Source organism: Acinetobacter sp. TTH0-4, assembly GCF_015602665.1.
GTDB classification, from domain to species: domain Bacteria; phylum Pseudomonadota; class Gammaproteobacteria; order Pseudomonadales; family Moraxellaceae; genus Acinetobacter; species Acinetobacter albensis.
The window spans coordinates 1,471,431-1,489,657 of sequence record NZ_CP059079.1; the positions used below are offsets into that span (position 1 = coordinate 1,471,431).

18 protein-coding genes and 1 pseudogene are annotated in these 18,227 nt (G+C 36.3%); 9 read left to right on the top strand and 10 right to left on the bottom strand.

The genetic code is table 11. The annotated features are described in order from the left end of the window. Positions 1–45: 45 nt before the first annotated feature. The 7 genes from H0S58_RS06800 to H0S58_RS06830 form a co-directional block, all read right to left on the bottom strand. On the bottom strand, positions 46–555 hold the full coding sequence (locus H0S58_RS06800) for a hypothetical protein (RefSeq protein ID WP_227552629.1): 510 nt from the start codon (positions 553–555) through the stop codon (positions 46–48). Between the two features lie 86 nt (positions 556–641). Beyond that, complete coding sequence (locus H0S58_RS06805) at positions 642–1,073, bottom strand: 2-amino-4-hydroxy-6-hydroxymethyldihydropteridine diphosphokinase (RefSeq protein WP_195727527.1); 432 nt, start codon at positions 1,071–1,073, stop codon at positions 642–644. After that, complete coding sequence (folB, locus tag H0S58_RS06810) at positions 1,030–1,410, bottom strand: dihydroneopterin aldolase (RefSeq protein ID WP_053577997.1); 381 nt, start codon at positions 1,408–1,410, stop codon at positions 1,030–1,032. The genes H0S58_RS06805 and folB overlap by 44 nt, the downstream gene beginning before the upstream one ends. 129 nt (positions 1,411–1,539) lie before the next feature. After that, entirely contained in the window at positions 1,540–2,838 is a 1,299-nt protein-coding gene (locus tag H0S58_RS06815) for an ABC1 kinase family protein (RefSeq protein WP_193890432.1), read from the bottom strand. A 58-nt stretch (positions 2,839–2,896) separates the two neighbouring features. After that, a complete protein-coding gene (locus H0S58_RS06820; RefSeq protein WP_193890430.1) occupies positions 2,897–3,670 on the bottom strand; it encodes a HesA/MoeB/ThiF family protein in 774 nt (257 codons plus the stop codon). A 354-nt stretch (positions 3,671–4,024) separates the two neighbouring features. Beyond that, entirely contained in the window at positions 4,025–5,674 is a 1,650-nt protein-coding gene (locus H0S58_RS06825; protein WP_195727575.1) for an AMP-binding protein, read from the bottom strand. A 555-nt stretch (positions 5,675–6,229) separates the two neighbouring features. Next, a complete protein-coding gene (locus H0S58_RS06830; RefSeq protein ID WP_092719092.1) occupies positions 6,230–7,000 on the bottom strand; it encodes a 3-hydroxyacyl-CoA dehydrogenase in 771 nt (256 codons plus the stop codon). A 157-nt stretch (positions 7,001–7,157) separates the two neighbouring features. Between H0S58_RS06830 and H0S58_RS06835 the strand changes: the two genes are divergently transcribed. The 4 genes and pseudogenes from H0S58_RS06835 to H0S58_RS06850 form a co-directional block, all read left to right on the top strand. Continuing rightward, the gene (locus H0S58_RS06835) at positions 7,158–8,180 is read left to right on the top strand and encodes an AraC family transcriptional regulator (protein ID WP_195726100.1); all 1,023 of its coding nucleotides are present in this window, start codon (positions 7,158–7,160) and stop codon (positions 8,178–8,180) included. A 204-nt stretch (positions 8,181–8,384) separates the two neighbouring features. Next, entirely contained in the window at positions 8,385–8,738 is a 354-nt protein-coding gene (locus H0S58_RS06840; protein ID WP_053578001.1) for a hypothetical protein, read from the top strand. A gap of 497 nt (positions 8,739–9,235) precedes the next feature. Next, positions 9,236–10,207: an aliphatic sulfonate ABC transporter substrate-binding protein gene (locus tag H0S58_RS06845; protein WP_195726101.1), complete on the top strand. Its 972-nt coding sequence runs from the start codon at positions 9,236–9,238 to the stop codon at positions 10,205–10,207. 131 nt (positions 10,208–10,338) lie between these two features. Beyond that, a pseudogene (locus H0S58_RS06850) lies at positions 10,339–11,041 on the top strand (ABC transporter permease); the annotation flags it as partial. 28 nt (positions 11,042–11,069) lie between these two features. Here the strand turns inward: H0S58_RS06850 and prmC are convergent. Both prmC and prfA read right to left on the bottom strand, forming a co-directional pair. Then, a complete protein-coding gene (gene prmC / locus H0S58_RS06855; protein WP_195726102.1) occupies positions 11,070–11,888 on the bottom strand; it encodes a peptide chain release factor N(5)-glutamine methyltransferase in 819 nt (272 codons plus the stop codon). Beyond that, positions 11,888–12,976: a peptide chain release factor 1 gene (gene prfA, locus H0S58_RS06860; protein ID WP_195726103.1), complete on the bottom strand. Its 1,089-nt coding sequence runs from the start codon at positions 12,974–12,976 to the stop codon at positions 11,888–11,890. The genes prmC and prfA overlap by 1 nt, the downstream gene beginning before the upstream one ends. A gap of 366 nt (positions 12,977–13,342) precedes the next feature. Here prfA and H0S58_RS06865 point away from each other — a divergent pair, with 366 nt between their 5' ends. From H0S58_RS06865 to H0S58_RS06885, 5 genes are all read left to right on the top strand, one after another. Then, on the top strand, positions 13,343–13,774 hold the full coding sequence (locus H0S58_RS06865; protein ID WP_195726104.1) for a hypothetical protein: 432 nt from the start codon (positions 13,343–13,345) through the stop codon (positions 13,772–13,774). A gap of 528 nt (positions 13,775–14,302) precedes the next feature. After that, positions 14,303–14,800, top strand: coding sequence for a hypothetical protein (locus H0S58_RS06870; RefSeq protein WP_092719075.1), 498 nt, complete (start codon positions 14,303–14,305; stop codon positions 14,798–14,800). Between the two features lie 167 nt (positions 14,801–14,967). After that, positions 14,968–15,969 carry an LLM class flavin-dependent oxidoreductase gene (locus tag H0S58_RS06875; protein ID WP_195726105.1) on the top strand — a complete coding sequence of 334 codons (1,002 nt, stop codon included), beginning with the start codon at positions 14,968–14,970 and terminating at the stop codon, positions 15,967–15,969. Positions 15,970–16,144: 175 nt separating this feature from the next. Then, positions 16,145–16,606 carry an inner membrane protein YiaA gene (gene yiaA / locus H0S58_RS06880; protein WP_195726106.1) on the top strand — a complete coding sequence of 154 codons (462 nt, stop codon included), beginning with the start codon at positions 16,145–16,147 and terminating at the stop codon, positions 16,604–16,606. Positions 16,607–16,877: 271 nt separating this feature from the next. Beyond that, positions 16,878–17,432 (top strand): flavoprotein, encoded by a 555-nt coding sequence (locus H0S58_RS06885; RefSeq protein WP_092719067.1) that lies wholly within the window; start codon positions 16,878–16,880, stop codon positions 17,430–17,432. A gap of 64 nt (positions 17,433–17,496) precedes the next feature. On the opposite strand, the gene H0S58_RS06890 is transcribed toward H0S58_RS06885, so the two are convergent. Then, on the bottom strand, positions 17,497–18,225 hold the full coding sequence (locus tag H0S58_RS06890) for a hypothetical protein (RefSeq protein ID WP_195726107.1): 729 nt from the start codon (positions 18,223–18,225) through the stop codon (positions 17,497–17,499). Positions 18,226–18,227 lie beyond the last annotated feature (2 nt).

Below are 18,227 nucleotides of genomic sequence, written 5' to 3' on the forward strand. Positions count from 1 at the left end.
GTGAACACTGCTTTTTGTTTTTCAGTATTTAAGCACATCAATCATTTAATCCAACAACGCATTGTTTCCATTTTGATTGAGTGTCTCCATATATTTGGGTGCTAAAGATGGATTACTTGGATAACTCACGCCATTAAATTTTAATAATACTTGTCCTGTTCCTCGGGTATATACAGATAAATCATGCCAACCTTGTGTTTGACTGGATAACGCATAAATTGGACGATCAGTGACCGTTAATTTACTGTGCGGTTGAAATCGACCATTGGATATAGCCTTAAACACGATCATGGTACAACCACCTGAACCACACCAATTTGAACCCTTCAAAAGTACCACTGCATCTTTTAAACCATCTTGATTCAAATCAAATAAAGCCACATCAAAATCTGTCTGAGCATTCGTGTAGGTATTGATTGCTCTTATCAAAGCTGGATTATTTTTAGGCGAAACCTCGATCTCTTGCATTGCTGTAGATGATTTCACGGGTAAATTAGAGCTACAAGCCCCGATAAAAACACTCAATATCGAAATCAGTAAAAATTGAGTTTTCATATATTTTTATCACTCTGCTAAACAAGATATTGAACTATTCTAAAACAGAATAAATATGGCTCAATTTGTTATATGTTAATGGTCGCTCAACAGCGCACAGTTTGAAAATGATGTTGCTGTTGAGGAAACATTGCATGTTGCCAAATATCTGACATCGGAATTTTGACATCTGTAGCGAGAGGCAATTTTTTAGGATTAAATTGCATATCCGTCAAATCATCTCCCCAAGCAATCAAGTCAATATCTAAAGAAATTTGATGCGATGGACGCACACGACCAGATTTTTCTTCCATGTCTTTTAAGATCAACACAACGGCATCTACACTCAGGCTACTTCTGAGTAAGCACGCAGAGTTCCAATACTCAGCGCCTACACCATCTCGGCATGGAATTAAATAAATTTGAGAGAATTGAACCTGTCCCATTTCAGCAATTTGGCGATAAACCTGTTGAAAATGTTGTTCGGGATGATCATTACTCGCCAGAGCTAAGGCGAATATCGTTTCGGTGGCGTTCAAGACGAATTCCTACAGAATTTGCTTGCGCGATAATGGCAGGCTTACGGACTGTAATCATAATCGATTCAATCGTAGGAAAGGTAGTAAAAAGAGTATTGAGAACAAGTTTTGCTGCATGTTCAATCAATTCGGGTTGTTTTTTTTGAATCACCTTGGCAGAAATTTCACAAATTTCCGCATAATTTAATGTGTGTTCTAACTGATCCGAATTAGAAGCTTGTTCTAAGCTGGTCTGAATAATCAGATCAAGCATTAAAGGTTGAATGATTTGACGTTCCCAATTAAAACATCCAACCACAGTATCTACCTTTAAACCTTCAATGATGATTGCATCCATGATCTAGCCCTAAAATAAATTCAAATTTTCACTCATCTTTTCTAAATTCTTGCTTTAAAGCCTTGAGCAATAAAATCAATTCAGCCATCAATTTTACTGCTTTGTTTTAAAATTCAAAAAAGATTTAAATTAATTTTTTAACAACACATTTGGATCCAGAGTCTGCACCATTTGTAGACGCTGGTCTGCATAAATATCGGTATAAGGTGCGAGGATGCGCATAAACCGATCAAAATACAACATTTGTTTAAACAGCAAGGCAAAGTCACGCGGGAAACGAATACCATGACGCTCCCCTACAGCCACCATATCCATCATGATATCGTTTAAATCTGCAGGATTTGAGCTCAGTAATTCTTGCGGATCGCTCAGCAACACGCCACCAAATAAGCGTTCTAAATCGGCCGCAAGCACTTGAGTATCAACTTTATGGTCTGTCATACCCATATTTAACATATTTTTTGCCATGGCCTGATAATCAGTACGTTGCAATGCATCCATAAATGCAATACATGCCGTCCAAACTTCAGGATTCAGCTGTCCAACAATACCGAAGTCAATAAAACCGACACGACCATCCTCAAGTAGCATTAGATTTCCAGCATGTAAATCAGCATGGAAACTCTTACACATCATTAGACTACCAAACCAAGTATTCATCGCAGTAATTAATACCTGAGACGGATCTTTGGATACTTTTTTAACCACATCAAAGTCGGTCAATGGTACGCCATACAATCGTTGCATCGTTAAAATGCGGCGGGTCGAATACTGATGGTAAACTCTGGGTGCTGTTGCTTTGGTATTTTGTGTCACATTCAAATAGTCCACAAAATCATCGAGGTTTTGTGCTTCTTCAATGAAATCAACTTCACGAACCATACGCGTTTTGATTTCATCTACAATATCCGCAAGTGAAGCAAATTTAACTTTCGGAACTGCTTTTTCTAAAATTTTGGCCGCCCAATGTAATACATTTAAGTCGGTATACAAAATGGTTTCTACACCAGGTTTTTGTACTTTAATAACAACATCTTCACCCGTTACCAGTCTAGCTGCGTGAACTTGTGCAATAGAGGCTGAAGCTAAAGGTTTTTCATCAATAGAGCTAAAGATTTCATCTAAATTTCTGCCTGCAAATTCAGATGCTAAAACCCCCTGCACATAGCTAAATGGCAAAGATGGGGTTTGATCTAAACAACCTTGAAACTCTTCTACATATTCTCTTGGAAACAATGAAGGTGTACTGGCAATGAATTGCCCAAGTTTAATGTAGGTTGAACCCAAAGATTCAAACGTTTCACGCATCAATTTTGCATTGCTGGGTTTTTCTGTGGCGTACTTAATACCAGCTTTTGCTGCAATGACTGCTGTTTCACCCACACGGGCGACTGAACGCAATCCATCCAACCAAATATTGTTTTTCATAATGTCAGCGTAGAATTAAATTGTAGTGAGTGTAGCAAAAAAATAGCATTTTGCAGGCTTATCTTGCCTGACAAGTTGGGCAATCTGTATCATTTTCGAAAGCAAGTATACGTTGCTTCATGGTTAAACCATCCCAAAGCATCAGTTTTTGCTTCAGTGGTGTTTTACCCAAACCTAAATACAACAAAGCATGATGGGCTTGTAAACTGGCCATGACATTTGGAGTTGTGGCCAATACACCTGAATCTGCACAGCGTAAATTTTCATTGGCATGCTGCTCTTTCGGAAATAGACATTCATAACAGGCCGAATCGCCTTCAACCATCAATAATTGTCCTTGAAAACCAATTGCAGATGCGCTGATTAAAGGAACATCAAACTGTTTGCACGTTTGGTTGACCAAATAACGTGTCGTGAAGTTATCGCAACCATCCAGTACTAAATCTTGTTTAGAAATGAGTTGTGCTGCATTGTGAGCATCCAGTTTTATGGTTCGAGATTCAACGCATATGTGTGGATTGATTTGATTCAGTCGTTTAGCCAAGATTTCAGCTTTATAAAAACCAATATTTTCTTCTACATAAGCAATTTGTCGTTGCAGATTACTGATCTCAATGGTATCCGCATCAATTAAAGTAATTTTCCCAACACCCGCGCGAGCCAATAACTCTGCTGTGGTACAACCAATGCCCCCACAACCTATGATTAAAATATTTGCAAACTTGAGTTTTTCTTGAGCATCAATATCCCAGCCTTCAAGTAATATTTGACGACTATAGAGATGCATTTCTTCATCACTTAACTCTAAATCTATATCAGTATGATTAGTCAAACTATATTCTGCTCTATCTTTCTTTGGCTAGCTAAAAATTCTAACAATTTTTTATGGTATATGGATTAATTTAAAAAGATTTTTTGATTAAGGTGACAGCTTAATCCCATTTTTTATTACCTTATAAAAACTCAATAAAATAAACATCTTGTTTATTATTTTTTTTGGGTGTTTTATAAAAATTAAGATTATCTTTTTGTTAAATTGGAAGTTTAGTGTAGAAAGTTGCAGTTCACTGCCATATAGAAAGCTTATAGCGGGGAAGTTCAGTCAGTTCTAAAATAATCACCACATTAATAAAGAAAGCATTTATTCAAATGCTTTCTTAAATATCAAAGAGTTATTTAGATCATATTAACCCACTTTTTGAGTCATCTGTAATTTTGCAATTTCCTGCTGTTTAAGCAAATTGCGTTGAATTTTTCCACTTGACGTCTTGGGTAAGGTTTCAACAAATTCGATTTCTTTCGGATAAGCATGTTTAGACAACCGAGAACGTACATAGCCTTGTAATTTTTGGCTTAATGCCTCAGAAGCTAAAAATTGAGATTTAAGAACCACAAAGGCTTTTACCACCTCAGTACGCTCAGGATCCGGTTTACCAATAACAGCAGACTCTAATACTTCTTCACATTCAAGTAATGTGCTTTCAACATCAAAAGGCCCAACCCTATAACCTGACGTTGTAATTACATCGTCAGCACGACCCACAAAATCAATACCACCAAACTCATTTAATTTCACGGTATCGCCAGTTAAATAATAATGTCCGACAAATGATTTTAGATTGTGCCCGTCATAACCTTTAAACCACGTTAAAGGAGATTGAGAACAGTCTATAGCAAGTGTACCAATTTCACCTTTTTCAACTTCCTGATGAAGTGAATTTAATACTGCAAAGCGGTGTCCTGGAATAGCATAACCTGCTGAGCCAACTTTCTTTTTATGCTCCAAGGCGTGATGGTTTGCAACGACCATGCCGAGTTCAGTCTGACCATAATGATCGTAAATATTGACATTTAAATCATTTTTAAACCAGTGAATGACTTCTGGTGTTAAAGGTTCTCCCGCACTACTGACCACACGCAAATGCTTTTTAATCGAAGCGTCAAATTTTTCTTTAAATCCAAAAAACATTCGAAATGCGGTAGGTGAGCCTGCTAAGTTACTGACTTTATATTTTTTAATCAGCTGAATTGCGTTATCTACACTAAAAGCGCGTTCATCCATAATAATACTGTGACCCAAGCTTAAAGGCCCTGTAATTCCGTAGTACAAACCATATGCCCAACCAGGATCAGCCAAATTCCAATATGAATCTTGTTCACATAAATCGATTGCATAAGTCATATAACCTTTGAATGCCAATACAGCTTTTAAAGGAACGGGAACCGATTTTGCTAAACCTGTCGTTCCTGAGGTAAACATCATTAAAAAATCGTCTTCAAAGCTGCGCATAACGGGTGTAAATGATGATATTTGTTGATTCAATACAATCCAGAAATCAGTATTTTCACTCTCACTTAGGCTATTTGAATGATGGACTGTTATAATATTTGGCAACACTATATTCTTAAGTTTTAAGCCTTGTTCTTCATTGGTCACAATCAGTTGAGTTTTAGCGACATTTACACGATGTTCAATGGCTTTAGATTCAAATGCGGTAAATAAAGGTTGATAAATTGCTCCAATACGCCATGTCGCCAAAACGGTAATCAGTAATTCTGGTGTACGCGGTAAAAGTCCTGCAATACAATCCCCCGCTTTTAAGCCTAATGAATCAAAATAATTGGCTAATTTTCCTGAAGCCTCAGCAAGTTGCTCAAAAGTCCATTTTTCAGATTCACCATTTTGACCTTCCCAAATTAAAGCAGTTTTATGTGACCCGAGATAACGTTCACAACATTCAACATAGGCATTGACTAAATGTGATGTACCCACCAACTGTTGCTGAAGGAAATCGTTAAAATTAAATTCTTGATGTGCCTGTTCTAGTGTCTTCATGGCGTGTACCTTTATCCGTTGTTTTAAAACAAAGCTTTGCATCATGCTTTCACTTTGCTCATCCATTTTCATTATTGTTTTCATCATTTGAATACCAAATTCTATTCAGCATTTTTTACTTTTTACACATGATGTATTTAGATAACCATGATTAAATGATTGCTGCAATTTCCATATCTCTCAAAAGAAATGCGATATTTGAGCAATGACTAAAGTCTAAATTTAACAGCGATGAAATGAACATTACAAAGTGGTCACACTGAATGAATTCAATTGATTTTCCTGTTTTAATATTCAAAGTTATTATTTTATTTTTCTCAATTTCATAAGTATGAAGAAATCTATTTTTGAGTGTTTTTAAACTCAAAAATCATTGGCAACTTCCCAACACAGAGCGCCATAAGTTTTGAATTTATCTAAAGGTTTTTACACCCTCAATATAATTTAACAATTTTTAATGAGTAAAATTTTGGTTAATAATATTGAAATACAATTAACCAAAAGCGACTCACAATAAGTATAAAACCATGACAATATTATAAAAATAATGAAAAATTACTTCGGTTGCATACGAATTGCACCATCTAAACGAATGACTTCACCATTCAAATAGCTATTTTCAAAGATATGACCCACCATATGCGCAAATTCTTCAGGCTTCGCCAAACGTGGTGGAAATGGCACCATTTCTCCTAAAGCATCTTGAACATTTTGTGGCAAACTTTTTAACATCGGTGTTTCCATAATGCCAGGTGCAATCGTCATGACACGAATGGCTTCACGTGCAAGTTCACGTGCCAACGGCAAAGTCATAGCAACCACTGCGCCTTTAGATCCTGCATAAGCCGTTTGACCAATTTGACCATCAAATGCGGCAACCGAAGCGGTATTGACAATCACACCTCTTTCTTCTTCATCACTTTGAAGTTGGTATTTGGCCATCAGGTTTGCAGCAAAGCGAATCATATTAAATGTTCCCATCACATTTATGTTGAACACTTTTTGAAATAACGCAAGTTCATGTATACCATCACGGCCTAAAACCTTAGCAGATGGTCCAATTCCTGCACAATTGACTAAGCCATTTAGCTGACCATATTGTTGCTCAATATTTTCAAAAAAAGTTTTAACTGCATCTTCATCGGTCACATCTAGTGTGATAAATAATGCTGCTGCACCCAATTGTTGTTGAAGTTCAGTTCCTAACTCATGATTCATATCCACCATAATCACTTTTGCTTTTTTTTCAATTAAGTAACGAGCTGTTGCTGCACCTAAACCTGAAGCACCACCAGTCACCACAAAAACTTTTCCTTGAATTTTCATTTTATATTCCTGTTGATGATTTAAATAAGCTTTCGACTTATGGTGCAGAGTAAATACACTTGTATTAAAGTACAATTTCAAAATATTGCATAATCAATGATAGATTTGGATAATGAAATGTTATTCAAGCAATGAGCTGACTCTGGATATTCAGTACATGACTCACCAAAACGCACATTACAACAAAGATACTATTTCAATTCATTTGGTTCATGAAGCCCTACTGGTCGCACATCAAAAGGGTTTAAACACTGAATCTGTATTAATCAATTCCGGTATACCTCTAGAATTACTAAATACCTCTAAAGCTCGGGTTTCGGTTTCACAATATGCAAAGTTATGGGTTGAACTTGCAAATTTAATGAATGATGAATTTTTTGGTATTGATAGTCATCCCATGCGTCGTGGAAGTTTTAAATTTTTAGCAAAATCCGCCATGCACAATGAAACAGTAGAAAAAGCACTACAACATATTTTGCAATTTTTGAATATTGTTTTAGATGATTTTAACAGTCAGTTATTTGTTCAGGAAAATTATGCCTATATCATTATTTATGATCAAAAAAATCCAAAAAGAATGTTTAGCTATGCCACTTATTTAATCTTTATTCATGGCTTGATGTGTTGGTTAAGCCGACAGAGAGTGTTCATCCAGCAAATACAACTTAAGTGTGATGCACCACTAGATGATCATGATTACAAGGTTCGATTTTGTGAGAATATTCAATATAATAGTGATGAAAATTATATACAGTTTGATGCCAACTATTTAAATATCACCATTAAACAAGACTCATCCTCATGGCATCAATTTATTCAAAATACGCCACAAAATTTATTGGTTCGTTTCAAAAACCCCAATGCAATTAGTACCCAATTACGCAAATATTTAATCAAATATCCACCGTCGAATTGGTTAGAACTAAATGAAATTGCACAATATTTTAATATGTCAAATGCAACCATACAAAGGCGCCTAAAAAGTGAAGGCGTGAGCTATCAACAACTCAAAAATGATATCCGCTGCGATATGGCAATAGACTTTTTAACCAATACGTCAAAAACATTGCAGGATATTAGTCATCAATTAAACTTTCATGATCCCAGCGCTTTTCATCGTGCTTTTAAAAAATGGACAGGCGTCAGTCCTGGAGCTTATCGTCAACATCAGGAACAATAATGTCTTTTGTATTCGTTTAATCAAAATTAATCATTTTATAATATTTAAGTTTTTCATGCGTTTAATTCACTTTCTGTTCACTCATCTAAAGATGTTTGCATAATGTTCCAAAATGGGTTATTTTTCAATCAATTTTAAAGCATATTTTATGCTTAATCTGCTGTTCTCCTCCCCGTGAAATCACCTTAAATTAAAGGTTCTGACATGCTAAAGATGATTGATGTACTAGAGCAAAATTTAGTGCAAAACTTTACTCATTCTCTCAACACTCACACATCTCAATTTGATGAGCTAGTGAATCAAGGAATTTTAAATTCTTCTGACTCAGCACTTGAAAAAGCAATGATCAGCTTTTTCAATCGTGCCGATGCTATTGAATTAGCTCAGGCTCTAGATATTCCTGCTGAGCGTATTCAAATCTTAAAAACTGGTATTGCTTTAAAAGATGATCAATCTCTTGCTGATACAGCAAAAATTGTGACGCTCTGTTTAGCACTCGAAACTGATTCGCTCACTCAGTTAGATATCTCAGATTGTCTCAAAGACTTTCCTATATAAAATCAAACTAAAGCTAAAAGCGACTTTATAAAGTCGCTTTTTTGGCTTAATTAAATGACCTCATTGCAGAGTAATAGTTCTTGTATAGATTTTAAGCTTTAATACAAAATAGTTTAATTCGAACCATGAAATACAATCACTCAGTTTTGTTTTTTTAAATAGTATTCTATTGAATATCTCATAAAATTTGAGTAATCACAGATGTTTACAATGATATGATAAACTCTAATTTTGTAATTACAATGAAATCACATTGAATATACATAATGATTAAATATAAATTATTACCTTTTTCTATTTCAATTTATGTTTTTAATATAAAGAAGAAAAAACTTAAAAATATAGATTAATACTATAAATTTCATATACTTGAAATCTTAAATTTCATATATGCAAAATTAAGATAATTTTATAAAAATTACTGGTTTCTGATTACCCTTTAATTACTGGCAGTATCTGCTTCCATACAATGTTCTACAATTTTATGGGGTCTATAAATGCACAGTTTTGACTTTAAAACTAAAAAATTACTTACTGCAATCACACTTACTTTCCTAACTCAACAGAGTTTTTCAGCTCTCCCCGATACACTCAAGCTAGACTACGCTTATTACGCGCCTACAAGTTTAGTGGTGAAAGAGCAAAAACTATTGGAAAAAGCATTGCCTAAAACTGAAATTAAATGGGTCTTTAGCCAAGGCAGTAATCGCTCATTGGAGTACTTAAATAGCGATAGTATCGATTTTTCATCAACTGCGGGTTTAGCAGCTGCATTGAGTCGTGCGAATGGTAGCCCAATTAAAACAGTGTACATCCAAAGTCAACCCGAATGGACAGCTTTAGTCGTTGCAAAAAATTCAACAATTAAGAGTATTCAGGATTTAAAAGGGAAAAAGATTGCGGCAACCAAAGGAACTGATCCTTTTCTGTTTACTTTGCAGGCACTTGAAACTGCAGGTTTGAATAAAAAAGACGTTCAATTGGTGCACTTGCAACATCCAGATGGCAAAACTGCACTCGATCGTGGACAGGTCGATGCTTGGGCAGGCTTAGATCCGCTAATGGCGGCTGCACAAATACAATCAGGTGCAAGACTACTTTATCGAAATGTCGGATTTAATAGTTTCAGTGTTTTGAGTACCAAAGAAAAATTTGCGAAACAAAGTCCTGAGGCCATAGAAGCAGTCATTAAAGCCTATGAACAAGCACGTAAATGGGCCAAAGCCAATCCAGACCAGTTGGCAGAGTTATTGGCACGTGAAGCCAAATTACCCATAGCTGTGGCTAAACTGCAATTAAGTCGAACCAATTTTGAACAAAGCATTCCAACCATAAAACATATCAATGCCTTAAAAAAATCTGGAACTATCTTGACTGAAGAAAATTTGGTTCGTAAAAATACGAATGTTAATCAAGTGATTGATCAATTATTTGATGCTAAATATGCACAAAAAGTTGTGACCAAATAATGTCTTATCCTTTAGAAACTAATGATACACCTATAAAAATTCGGGCAGTGAAGAAAAGCATTTCGCCGCGCTGGCTTAAACTTTAAAGCAGGCTTAAAGGGGTTTTTTTGCCGATTTTACTGGTCATTCTGTGTGAAGTACTTGTGCGTAAAGGCTTTATAGCATCCTATTTGCTTCCTGCTCCAAGTAGCTTATGGCAGTCTTTAGTAGAGTTGGCCAAGGGTGATTTATGGCAGCATATTTGGACCAGTACTTGGCGAGTTTTCTTTGGTTTTTTTATTGGAAGTGGACTTGCACTGATATTTGCTATTTTTGTCGGATTAAATAAACACGCTGAAGATTTTTTAGAACCTTCTTTTTCAGCGCTTAAATCAATTCCAAGCTTGGCTTGGATTCCTCTGTTACTTTTATGGTTGGGAATTGATGAAACTTCCAAAATCACCTTAATTGCAATTGGCGCATTTTTTTCCGACTTATACCAATGCTGTGGCTGCTATTCAGGGCGTAGATCGCAAATTGATTGAAGTTGCACAAGTCTATCGATTGAAATATTTTCAACAAATTAAAGAAATTATTTTACCTGCTGCTTCACCTGGTATTTTAACGGGCTTACGTAACAGTTTAAGCTTATCTTGGATGTTTATGATTGCAGCTGAACTCATTGCAGCAACGCAAGGGATTGGCTATTTACTGAGTGACGGACGGGAAACATCTCGACCTGATATTGTGATTATTGCCATTATTTTGTTGGCTATTCTCGGAAAAATCAGTGATGGTTTAATGAAACTTATTGAAAATAAGCAATTACGTTGGCGCGATGTAGTCAAAAAATAAAGCGCTTTTAGCGCTTTATTTTTTTAAATTACATTGAACAACCAATAGTTACACGATTATTACCACCATAATCTTTAATGGTTTGAATCTCTGTATAACCATATTTTTTAAACAATTGATAGACGACACCCGCTTGATTATAACCGTGTTCAAGTGCAATCCAGCCATTTGCAGTCAACCATTTTTTACCATTTTGAATAATGAACTCAAGATCAGCTAAACCGTTATTCGCTGCAACCAAAGCGCGCTTTGGTTCGGTTGCCAAATCTTGCATGTGCTCATCATCTGGATCGATATACGGCGGATTCGAAACAATCACATCAAAAAATTGATTACGTTCTAATGCTTTAAACCAATGTCCTAAAGCAAATTTAACCTGCGTTAAATCATGTTTTTCAGCATTAAACTGTGCCACCTCTAAAGTGGGTGCGTAAATATCAGTTGCCGTTATCGACCATTCTGGACGCTCACTGGCCAGTGACAAAGCAATGGCACCTGTTCCTGTTCCCAAATCCACAATACGGGCATCATTAGGTAAGTCTAACTTTAAAACTGTTTCGACCAATACTTCGGTATCTGGGCGAGGCACCAACGTATCTTGAGTCACTTTTAAATCAAGTGTCCAAAAGGGTTGAGAACCTGTGATATAAGCCAGAGGCTCACCCGCAGCAATACGCTCTAGCCCAGCGATATATTGCTGTTCTTGTTCAAGCGTAAGTTCTTGAGTTTTTTTCATCAACAAATCAAATGAATCAATTTGAGTAAGATGCTCAAGTAGCCATGCGTTTTCTTGACGTTCGTAACTTTCCGCTTCTCCGCGTAAAGTTAAAGCTTGTTCAATGTTCATTAGCCACCATTCTGTTGTGCAAGCATCGCCAACTGATCTGCCTGATATTCACGATGTAAACTATCCAGTAGTTCGGTCAAATCGCCTTCCATCACTGCATCCAACTTATATAAAGTCAGGTTAATACGATGATCAGTCATACGCCCTTGTGGGTAATTATAAGTACGAATCCGTTCTGACCGATCTCCTGAACCTACCAAATCACGGCGCATTTCTGAAGTGGCTGCATCTGCTGCTGCACGCTTGGCATTTTCTAAACGTGACACCAAGAGTGCCATCGCTTTGGCTTTATTTTTATGTTGAGAACGTTCATCTTGACATTCAACTACGACACCAGACGGCAAATGGGTAATACGGACCGCAGAGTCAGTCTTATTAATATGCTGTCCTCCTGCACCCGAAGCACGATATGTATCAATACGTAGATCAGAAGCATTGATTTCAACTGAAGTATCAACATCTACTTCTGGTAAAATGGCGACTGTACACGCGGAAGTATGTACCCGCCCTTGAGACTCTGTTGCAGGCACACGTTGGACACGGTGCGCACCACTTTCAAATTTCAAACGACCATATACGCCTTCACCATTAATCAGGCAAATAACTTCTTTATATCCGCCATGCTCACCTTCATTTTCAGACAAAACTTCCAATTTCCAGCCTTGAGTCTCAGCATACTTGCTATACATGCGATATAAATCACCTGAAAAAATAGCAGCTTCATCTCCGCCGGTTCCAGCGCGAATTTCCAAATAAGCTGAATTTGCATCATTGGGATCTTTAGGAATCATTAAAATATTTAAATCAGCTTCAAGCTGACTAATAATCGCTTTATTGGTTTGAATTTCTTCTTGTGCCATTTCCTTAAAATCAGGATCAGACAACATTGTTACGGCAGTTTCTATATCTTGTTCTGCTTGCGTATACTTTTTCCAGACTTCGGTTATATCTGTTAAATCATTATGTTCACGCGAAAGTTGGCGAAAGCGCTTGTTGTCAGAAATGACTTCTATATCCGCAAGTAATGCGGTTAATTCTTCATGACGGTCAGAGAGTTGATCTAATCGTAAACGTAACGACTCTTTCATTTTACAAAATATCTCAATATAAAGGCTTTTCTATGTTGGATATGACACAGAATGGGCTTAAAAAATTGTATCTAGTGTAACGATTCTCAGGTTTAAATGACATAGATAATGTCGCGACACCAATATTTAAGCCTGAACATGCAAAATATCAATAAATCTATAAATCAGCCAATTGCTTAATTATTCAGCGCTACAAACCACATTTGAAGCGTTTCCTCCATATTGTTAATGAAACTTTACAAAGCAGACACCAAATGCCACAACTGTGTTGATAGCTCTCCATATTGTTCTAAAACATTTTTGTTACATTTGCTTCAACGAAATAAATTAATTAAACGTCCAAATCATTCGGACATGGAGTTCATCATGAAACTAAATGCATTCTTATTAAGCGCAACATTAGCAGCAACTTCAATGATGGCCGTTAATGCTTATGCAGATAACTCAACACGTATTGCAGCCACTTCTGCATTAGGTAGTGTTGCAGGTACTGCTATTGGTAAAAGTATGGGTGGTAACACTGGTGCGATGATTGGTTCTGCAATTGGTGGTGCGGGTGGTGCTGCTGTTTCTGCAGACCGCCGTAACCGTACAGGCGCTGCAATTGGTGGCGGTCTAGGTGGTGTCGGTGGTTATACTGTCGGTAAAAATGTCGGTGGTACAACTGGTGGATATGTCGGTTCAGCTTTGGGTGCTGCTGGTGGTTCTGTGCTTGGTAAAAAAGTATCAGAGGATCGCCGTGCAGATCAACGCTCTTATAAAAAACATTCAAAAAAACACCGTCGTAATCACCGTTAATTGATCAAACATTTAATCAGTACGAGTTTTATCAAACAAATACCAATCAATTAAAATTGATTGGTATTTTTTATTTTCTATTTCAAAATATTCTTAGATAAAATTTTGATAAATCTAAAGATTTAAAACTGTAAATCCTATTTTTCATTACTACAGAAAAGATTTGAATCAGCTTAATTTTCAAGTCATAAACTAGGCTACATTAGCCTTCGAAATGCAAGCCTAAACTATCCTTTGATCGATAAAAACCAATTATCATAAAAAATAGCTTAAAAATATTTTAGTTTAAAACTTAAATCCAATTAAAAGACTCAAACGCTCAGAATCTATGATTGTGCATTTAACTTACTTAGATTTAAGTGTGAATACTTTTGATAGCACTGAGTCTTTTGTCTATATGTAATATCAATTATGAATGAATTTGGCAGACAAAAAATACAAACCATGAACAACTCATTCATCTTCAATTTCACATTTCTTATTACATTAAGCTCAAGACATAACAAAAGCCTCCACAAGGAGTTTACGATGAAATTTAATTCAATGATTTTAGCTGCAGTACTTGCCACATCAGCTGTAGCCACAACTACCTCTTATGCAGGCACCAATACTAATGTTGCTTTAACTTCTGCACTTGGTGGTGTAGTCGGTGCTGCAATTGGTAAACAAATGGGTGGTAATACTGGTGCGATGATTGGCTCGGCTCTGGGTGGTGCAGGTGGTGCAGCGGCATCAGCCAGTAAACGCGATCGAACAGGTGCAGCTATTGGTGCAGCTTTAGGTGGTGCAGGTGGCTATACAGTCGGTCAAAGTGTTGCGGGTAGCACAGGTGGATACGCAGGAGCTGCACTCGGCTCTGCGGGTGGTTCGGTATTGGGTAAAAAAGTAAGCGAAGATCGCCGCTACGATGATGAACGAGATAATCGTTATAACGATAGAGGTTATCGCAATAGCAAATACAGCTACAATGACCGTAATTACCGACGTGATAATGGTCGCCATTTAGGCTGGAATAAACGTCGTTAAGCTGACTAACTCAAATATTTACATGTCAGTTAAAAGCACCTTCGGGTGCTTTTTTTTGCACGTTCTCTATAGCTAAATAAACAACAAATTTAATATCGAAAAAAAACGATATACAAAACACGTGAGTCAACGTATGCTTTGATGAGATTCTATATTTGAGATATTCCATGCGTTCATTAAAAGATACCCAATTTTCAATTCTTGAACTCGCTCCTGTGCGTGATGATAAAAGTATTCAATTTTCCCTACATCATGCTTTGGCACTGGCTCAAAAAGCAGAGAGTCTGGGTTATAAAAGACTCTGGTTAGCAGAACATCATAATATGGATGGTATTGCCAGCTCAGCAACTGCTGTTTTACTAGGTTACCTCTTGGCCAACACCCACAGTTTGAAAGTAGGTTCAGGCGGTATTATGTTGCCCAATCATGCACCGTTGGTTGTTGCAGAGCAATTTGGTACTTTAGCCACACTCTATCCTGATCGAGTGGAATTGGGTTTAGGACGTGCTCCCGGGACTGACCAACTCACTATGCGCGCTTTACGCCGTGGTCGCCAAGAAACCGAAGATCAATTCCCGCAAGATGTGATGGAAATATTGCAATATTTCAAAGAGCCAGCACCACATCAACGTATAGTCGCTACGCCCGGTCAAAACACGCATGTGCCTGTTTGGTTATTGGGTTCAAGTTTATTTAGCGCACAATTGGCAGCAAAATTAGGACTTCCCTATTCATTTGCCTCACATTTTGCACCACGTATGCTGGGTCAAGCGATTCAACTTTATCGCGACAATTTCGAGGCTTCTGAATATTTAGATCGCCCCTATATTTCGATGGGAGTTCCTACCGTTGTTGCGCATTCTGATGAAGAAGCAGCATATTTGGCCACCAGCGCCTACCAACGTGTTTTGGGGTTGATGCGTGGTCAAAGCTTGAAACTTAAAGCACCCGTAGAAAGCATGGAAGGAATTTGGTCTCCTGCAGAAAAAATGTCTGTTAATAACTTCTATGCGATGTCTCAAGTAGGTTCACCTGAAACGGTTAAAGCAGGCTTGGAAGATCTTTTAGCACAGTATGAAATTGATGAGTTTATATTTACATGTGATATTTATGATACAGACAAACGTATCGAAAATTTTGAATTATTGATGGATATCAAAAACGCCTGAAATTTTCAGAAAATCTAAATAGCATCATTTTAGCTGCTATTTAGATTTCAAAAATAATACGACTATTGAATACCGAGCCTCTTAAATTTAATAAAGGTTAAACACGCTTTGCGATCTTGTTTTGCTAAGGCATAATAGCAATATAAAAATAACTGAACATAAAAATGGAAGTCTGATGAATCAATATATTAACAAACCCACTTCAGCTTTTATTGCAGCAAGCTGGGTTGCGCTTATTGCAGGTATAGCCGCTTATATTATTGGCTTATGGAATGCACAAATGCCATTTAATGAAAAAGGCTATTATCTAATTTTGATTTTATATGGTTTATTTGCAGCAGTGTCTTTGCAAAAAATTGTCCGCGATAAACTTGAAGGCATTTCTGTCACCTCTATTTATTTTGGATTATGTTGGGCATCCATCATTATTTGTGCATTTTTACTGACCATTGGACTCTGGAATGCTTCGCTCCAATTAAGTGAAAAAGGATTTTATATCATGGCTTTTTTACTGAGTTTATTTGGTGCTGTTGCAGTCCAAAAAAATATTCGTGATTTGGATTATTTAAGAACCCATAGTCAAACGCCTAAGCTTCCCGAATTTCCAAATACCGATCATAACGATGACTCACAATAAAAAGTAGTTAATTTAAACTGGTGATAGATAGCTTTAACTCTTCATTTTTAAATAATTTTTTTATTTATAAAAATAATTTGTGCTATTTCCTCAGATGACTTTTTTATAAAATTTTCGGCATCCTTTATTTTTAAAAGCTACTTTTGGCTATATTTTAGATTAACGATGACTGACACGACTGCTAAAAAATCTTTACCACTCTATTTATCTTGGCTATATGATTAACCTATAAAAAGCATTTCAATGAAATAAAATAACAAAGGACAGTAAAATGGTTGATAAGAGAAAAAATGCTTTGGATGGCTTTTTTCAAAACTCCCCTGATTTTTTTAATAAATTTACAGGGAATGTAATTCGTGCAGAAGACTTAAAGTCATTTGATTTTTCAACATTCAATGTGGCAATTATTGGTGCAAATCAGTATATGGTTACGCACCTAGAACAACTCTGTAATAGCGCTCAATCCATTAAAGTATTTCAAATTACTCCACATTTTGTGTTGCCACGTACTGAAAAAGGCATACATAAACTTCTATCACATCCGCTTATCATTAAGAATAGACGATTATTTAACAATCGAGTTAAATCCCTTTTGGCGATTCGCTATCTTGAATCAGAGGTTAAAAATAACTGGCTAAAGCGTCAGCTTATGCCGAATTCCGCTAGTGAAAATAAATTATTTTTTAAATCAGATAGCTATTATCGCGCTATGCAACATCAGAACTGTCAGTTAATTACTTGGCCCGTAGTCAAAATTACCAATCATGCGATACACAGCATGGATGGCACTGAACATCCAGTCGATATCATCATTACCACTTATTAGAATTTGAGCAACTTATCTAAAAAACACAAGAAAGAGACTCAATAAGATCTCTTTCTTCTCTCACTTACTTTACTGTACCCACATATTGATAATGACTATTCGTTTTTTGATAACGTAAATATTTACCTGTGGGTTTAGTATTTTGATCTAATAATTTAATATCAATAAACTTCATATCTTTTGAGACACGAATATAATCACCTTTACGCTCCGTATCGTATTGGCAATCATAATCCACACGAACAGTGTCTAATTTCTTGGTTTTGGTTTGAAAAATGGGAACTGAATGCAACTGATTTTTTTGTTGTTTATAGGCTTGTATTTGATAAGCGCCTACGCAGCTATCCCCTTTATAATAACTTTGAATTAAATAAATAGCCTGTCCAGATAACGTAACTTGGTTAATATTTCGAATAAAACCCGTTTCGATAGATTGCAGTTTATGCTTAGGTGCATTTTTGAACTGCGCATAAGATGAATAGGTTCCCATAGTCCCACCACCACCGACATCAAAAGTATACGTTTTAAATACTTGATCAGGCGCATAGTGAATATTTAAATTCAGATTTTCAGTCAATTGAGGAAATGAATACTTATAACTATTTGCATTCTTTTCAATTAACTTTACGACATCAGTTTCAAGTTTTTCATTGATGGTGTAAAAATCCTGTTGACTGTATTTTTTATAAATCTGCTGTTCTTGCGTACCTAAAGTTGTGGTATTGGCATAACTCTGGCTTAAGCAACCTATAGATAAAACCATCAATCCGACTATTTTCGATATTTCTTTCATCT

Coding starts and splice junctions, on each gene's coding strand:
- H0S58_RS06845 (WP_195726101.1), top strand. CDS start 9,236: ATGCACAGTTTTGACTTTAAAACTAAAAAATTACTTACTGCAATCACA.
- H0S58_RS06865 (WP_195726104.1), top strand. CDS start 13,343: ATGAAACTAAATGCATTCTTATTAAGCGCAACATTAGCAGCAACTTCA.
- H0S58_RS06875 (WP_195726105.1), top strand. CDS start 14,968: ATGCGTTCATTAAAAGATACCCAATTTTCAATTCTTGAACTCGCTCCT.
- H0S58_RS06825 (WP_195727575.1), bottom strand. CDS start 5,674: ATGAAGACACTAGAACAGGCACATCAAGAATTTAATTTTAACGATTTC.
- H0S58_RS06815 (WP_193890432.1), bottom strand. CDS start 2,838: ATGAAAAACAATATTTGGTTGGATGGATTGCGTTCAGTCGCCCGTGTG.
- H0S58_RS06830 (WP_092719092.1), bottom strand. CDS start 7,000: ATGAAAATTCAAGGAAAAGTTTTTGTGGTGACTGGTGGTGCTTCAGGT.
- folB (WP_053577997.1), bottom strand. CDS start 1,410: ATGGATGCAATCATCATTGAAGGTTTAAAGGTAGATACTGTGGTTGGA.
- yiaA (WP_195726106.1), top strand. CDS start 16,145: ATGAATCAATATATTAACAAACCCACTTCAGCTTTTATTGCAGCAAGC.
- H0S58_RS06835 (WP_195726100.1), top strand. CDS start 7,158: ATGACTCACCAAAACGCACATTACAACAAAGATACTATTTCAATTCAT.
- prfA (WP_195726103.1), bottom strand. CDS start 12,976: ATGAAAGAGTCGTTACGTTTACGATTAGATCAACTCTCTGACCGTCAT.
- H0S58_RS06870 (WP_092719075.1), top strand. CDS start 14,303: ATGAAATTTAATTCAATGATTTTAGCTGCAGTACTTGCCACATCAGCT.
- H0S58_RS06890 (WP_195726107.1), bottom strand. CDS start 18,225: ATGAAAGAAATATCGAAAATAGTCGGATTGATGGTTTTATCTATAGGT.
- prmC (WP_195726102.1), bottom strand. CDS start 11,888: ATGAACATTGAACAAGCTTTAACTTTACGCGGAGAAGCGGAAAGTTAC.
- H0S58_RS06800 (WP_227552629.1), bottom strand. CDS start 555: ATGAAAACTCAATTTTTACTGATTTCGATATTGAGTGTTTTTATCGGG.
- H0S58_RS06885 (WP_092719067.1), top strand. CDS start 16,878: ATGGTTGATAAGAGAAAAAATGCTTTGGATGGCTTTTTTCAAAACTCC.
- H0S58_RS06840 (WP_053578001.1), top strand. CDS start 8,385: ATGCTAAAGATGATTGATGTACTAGAGCAAAATTTAGTGCAAAACTTT.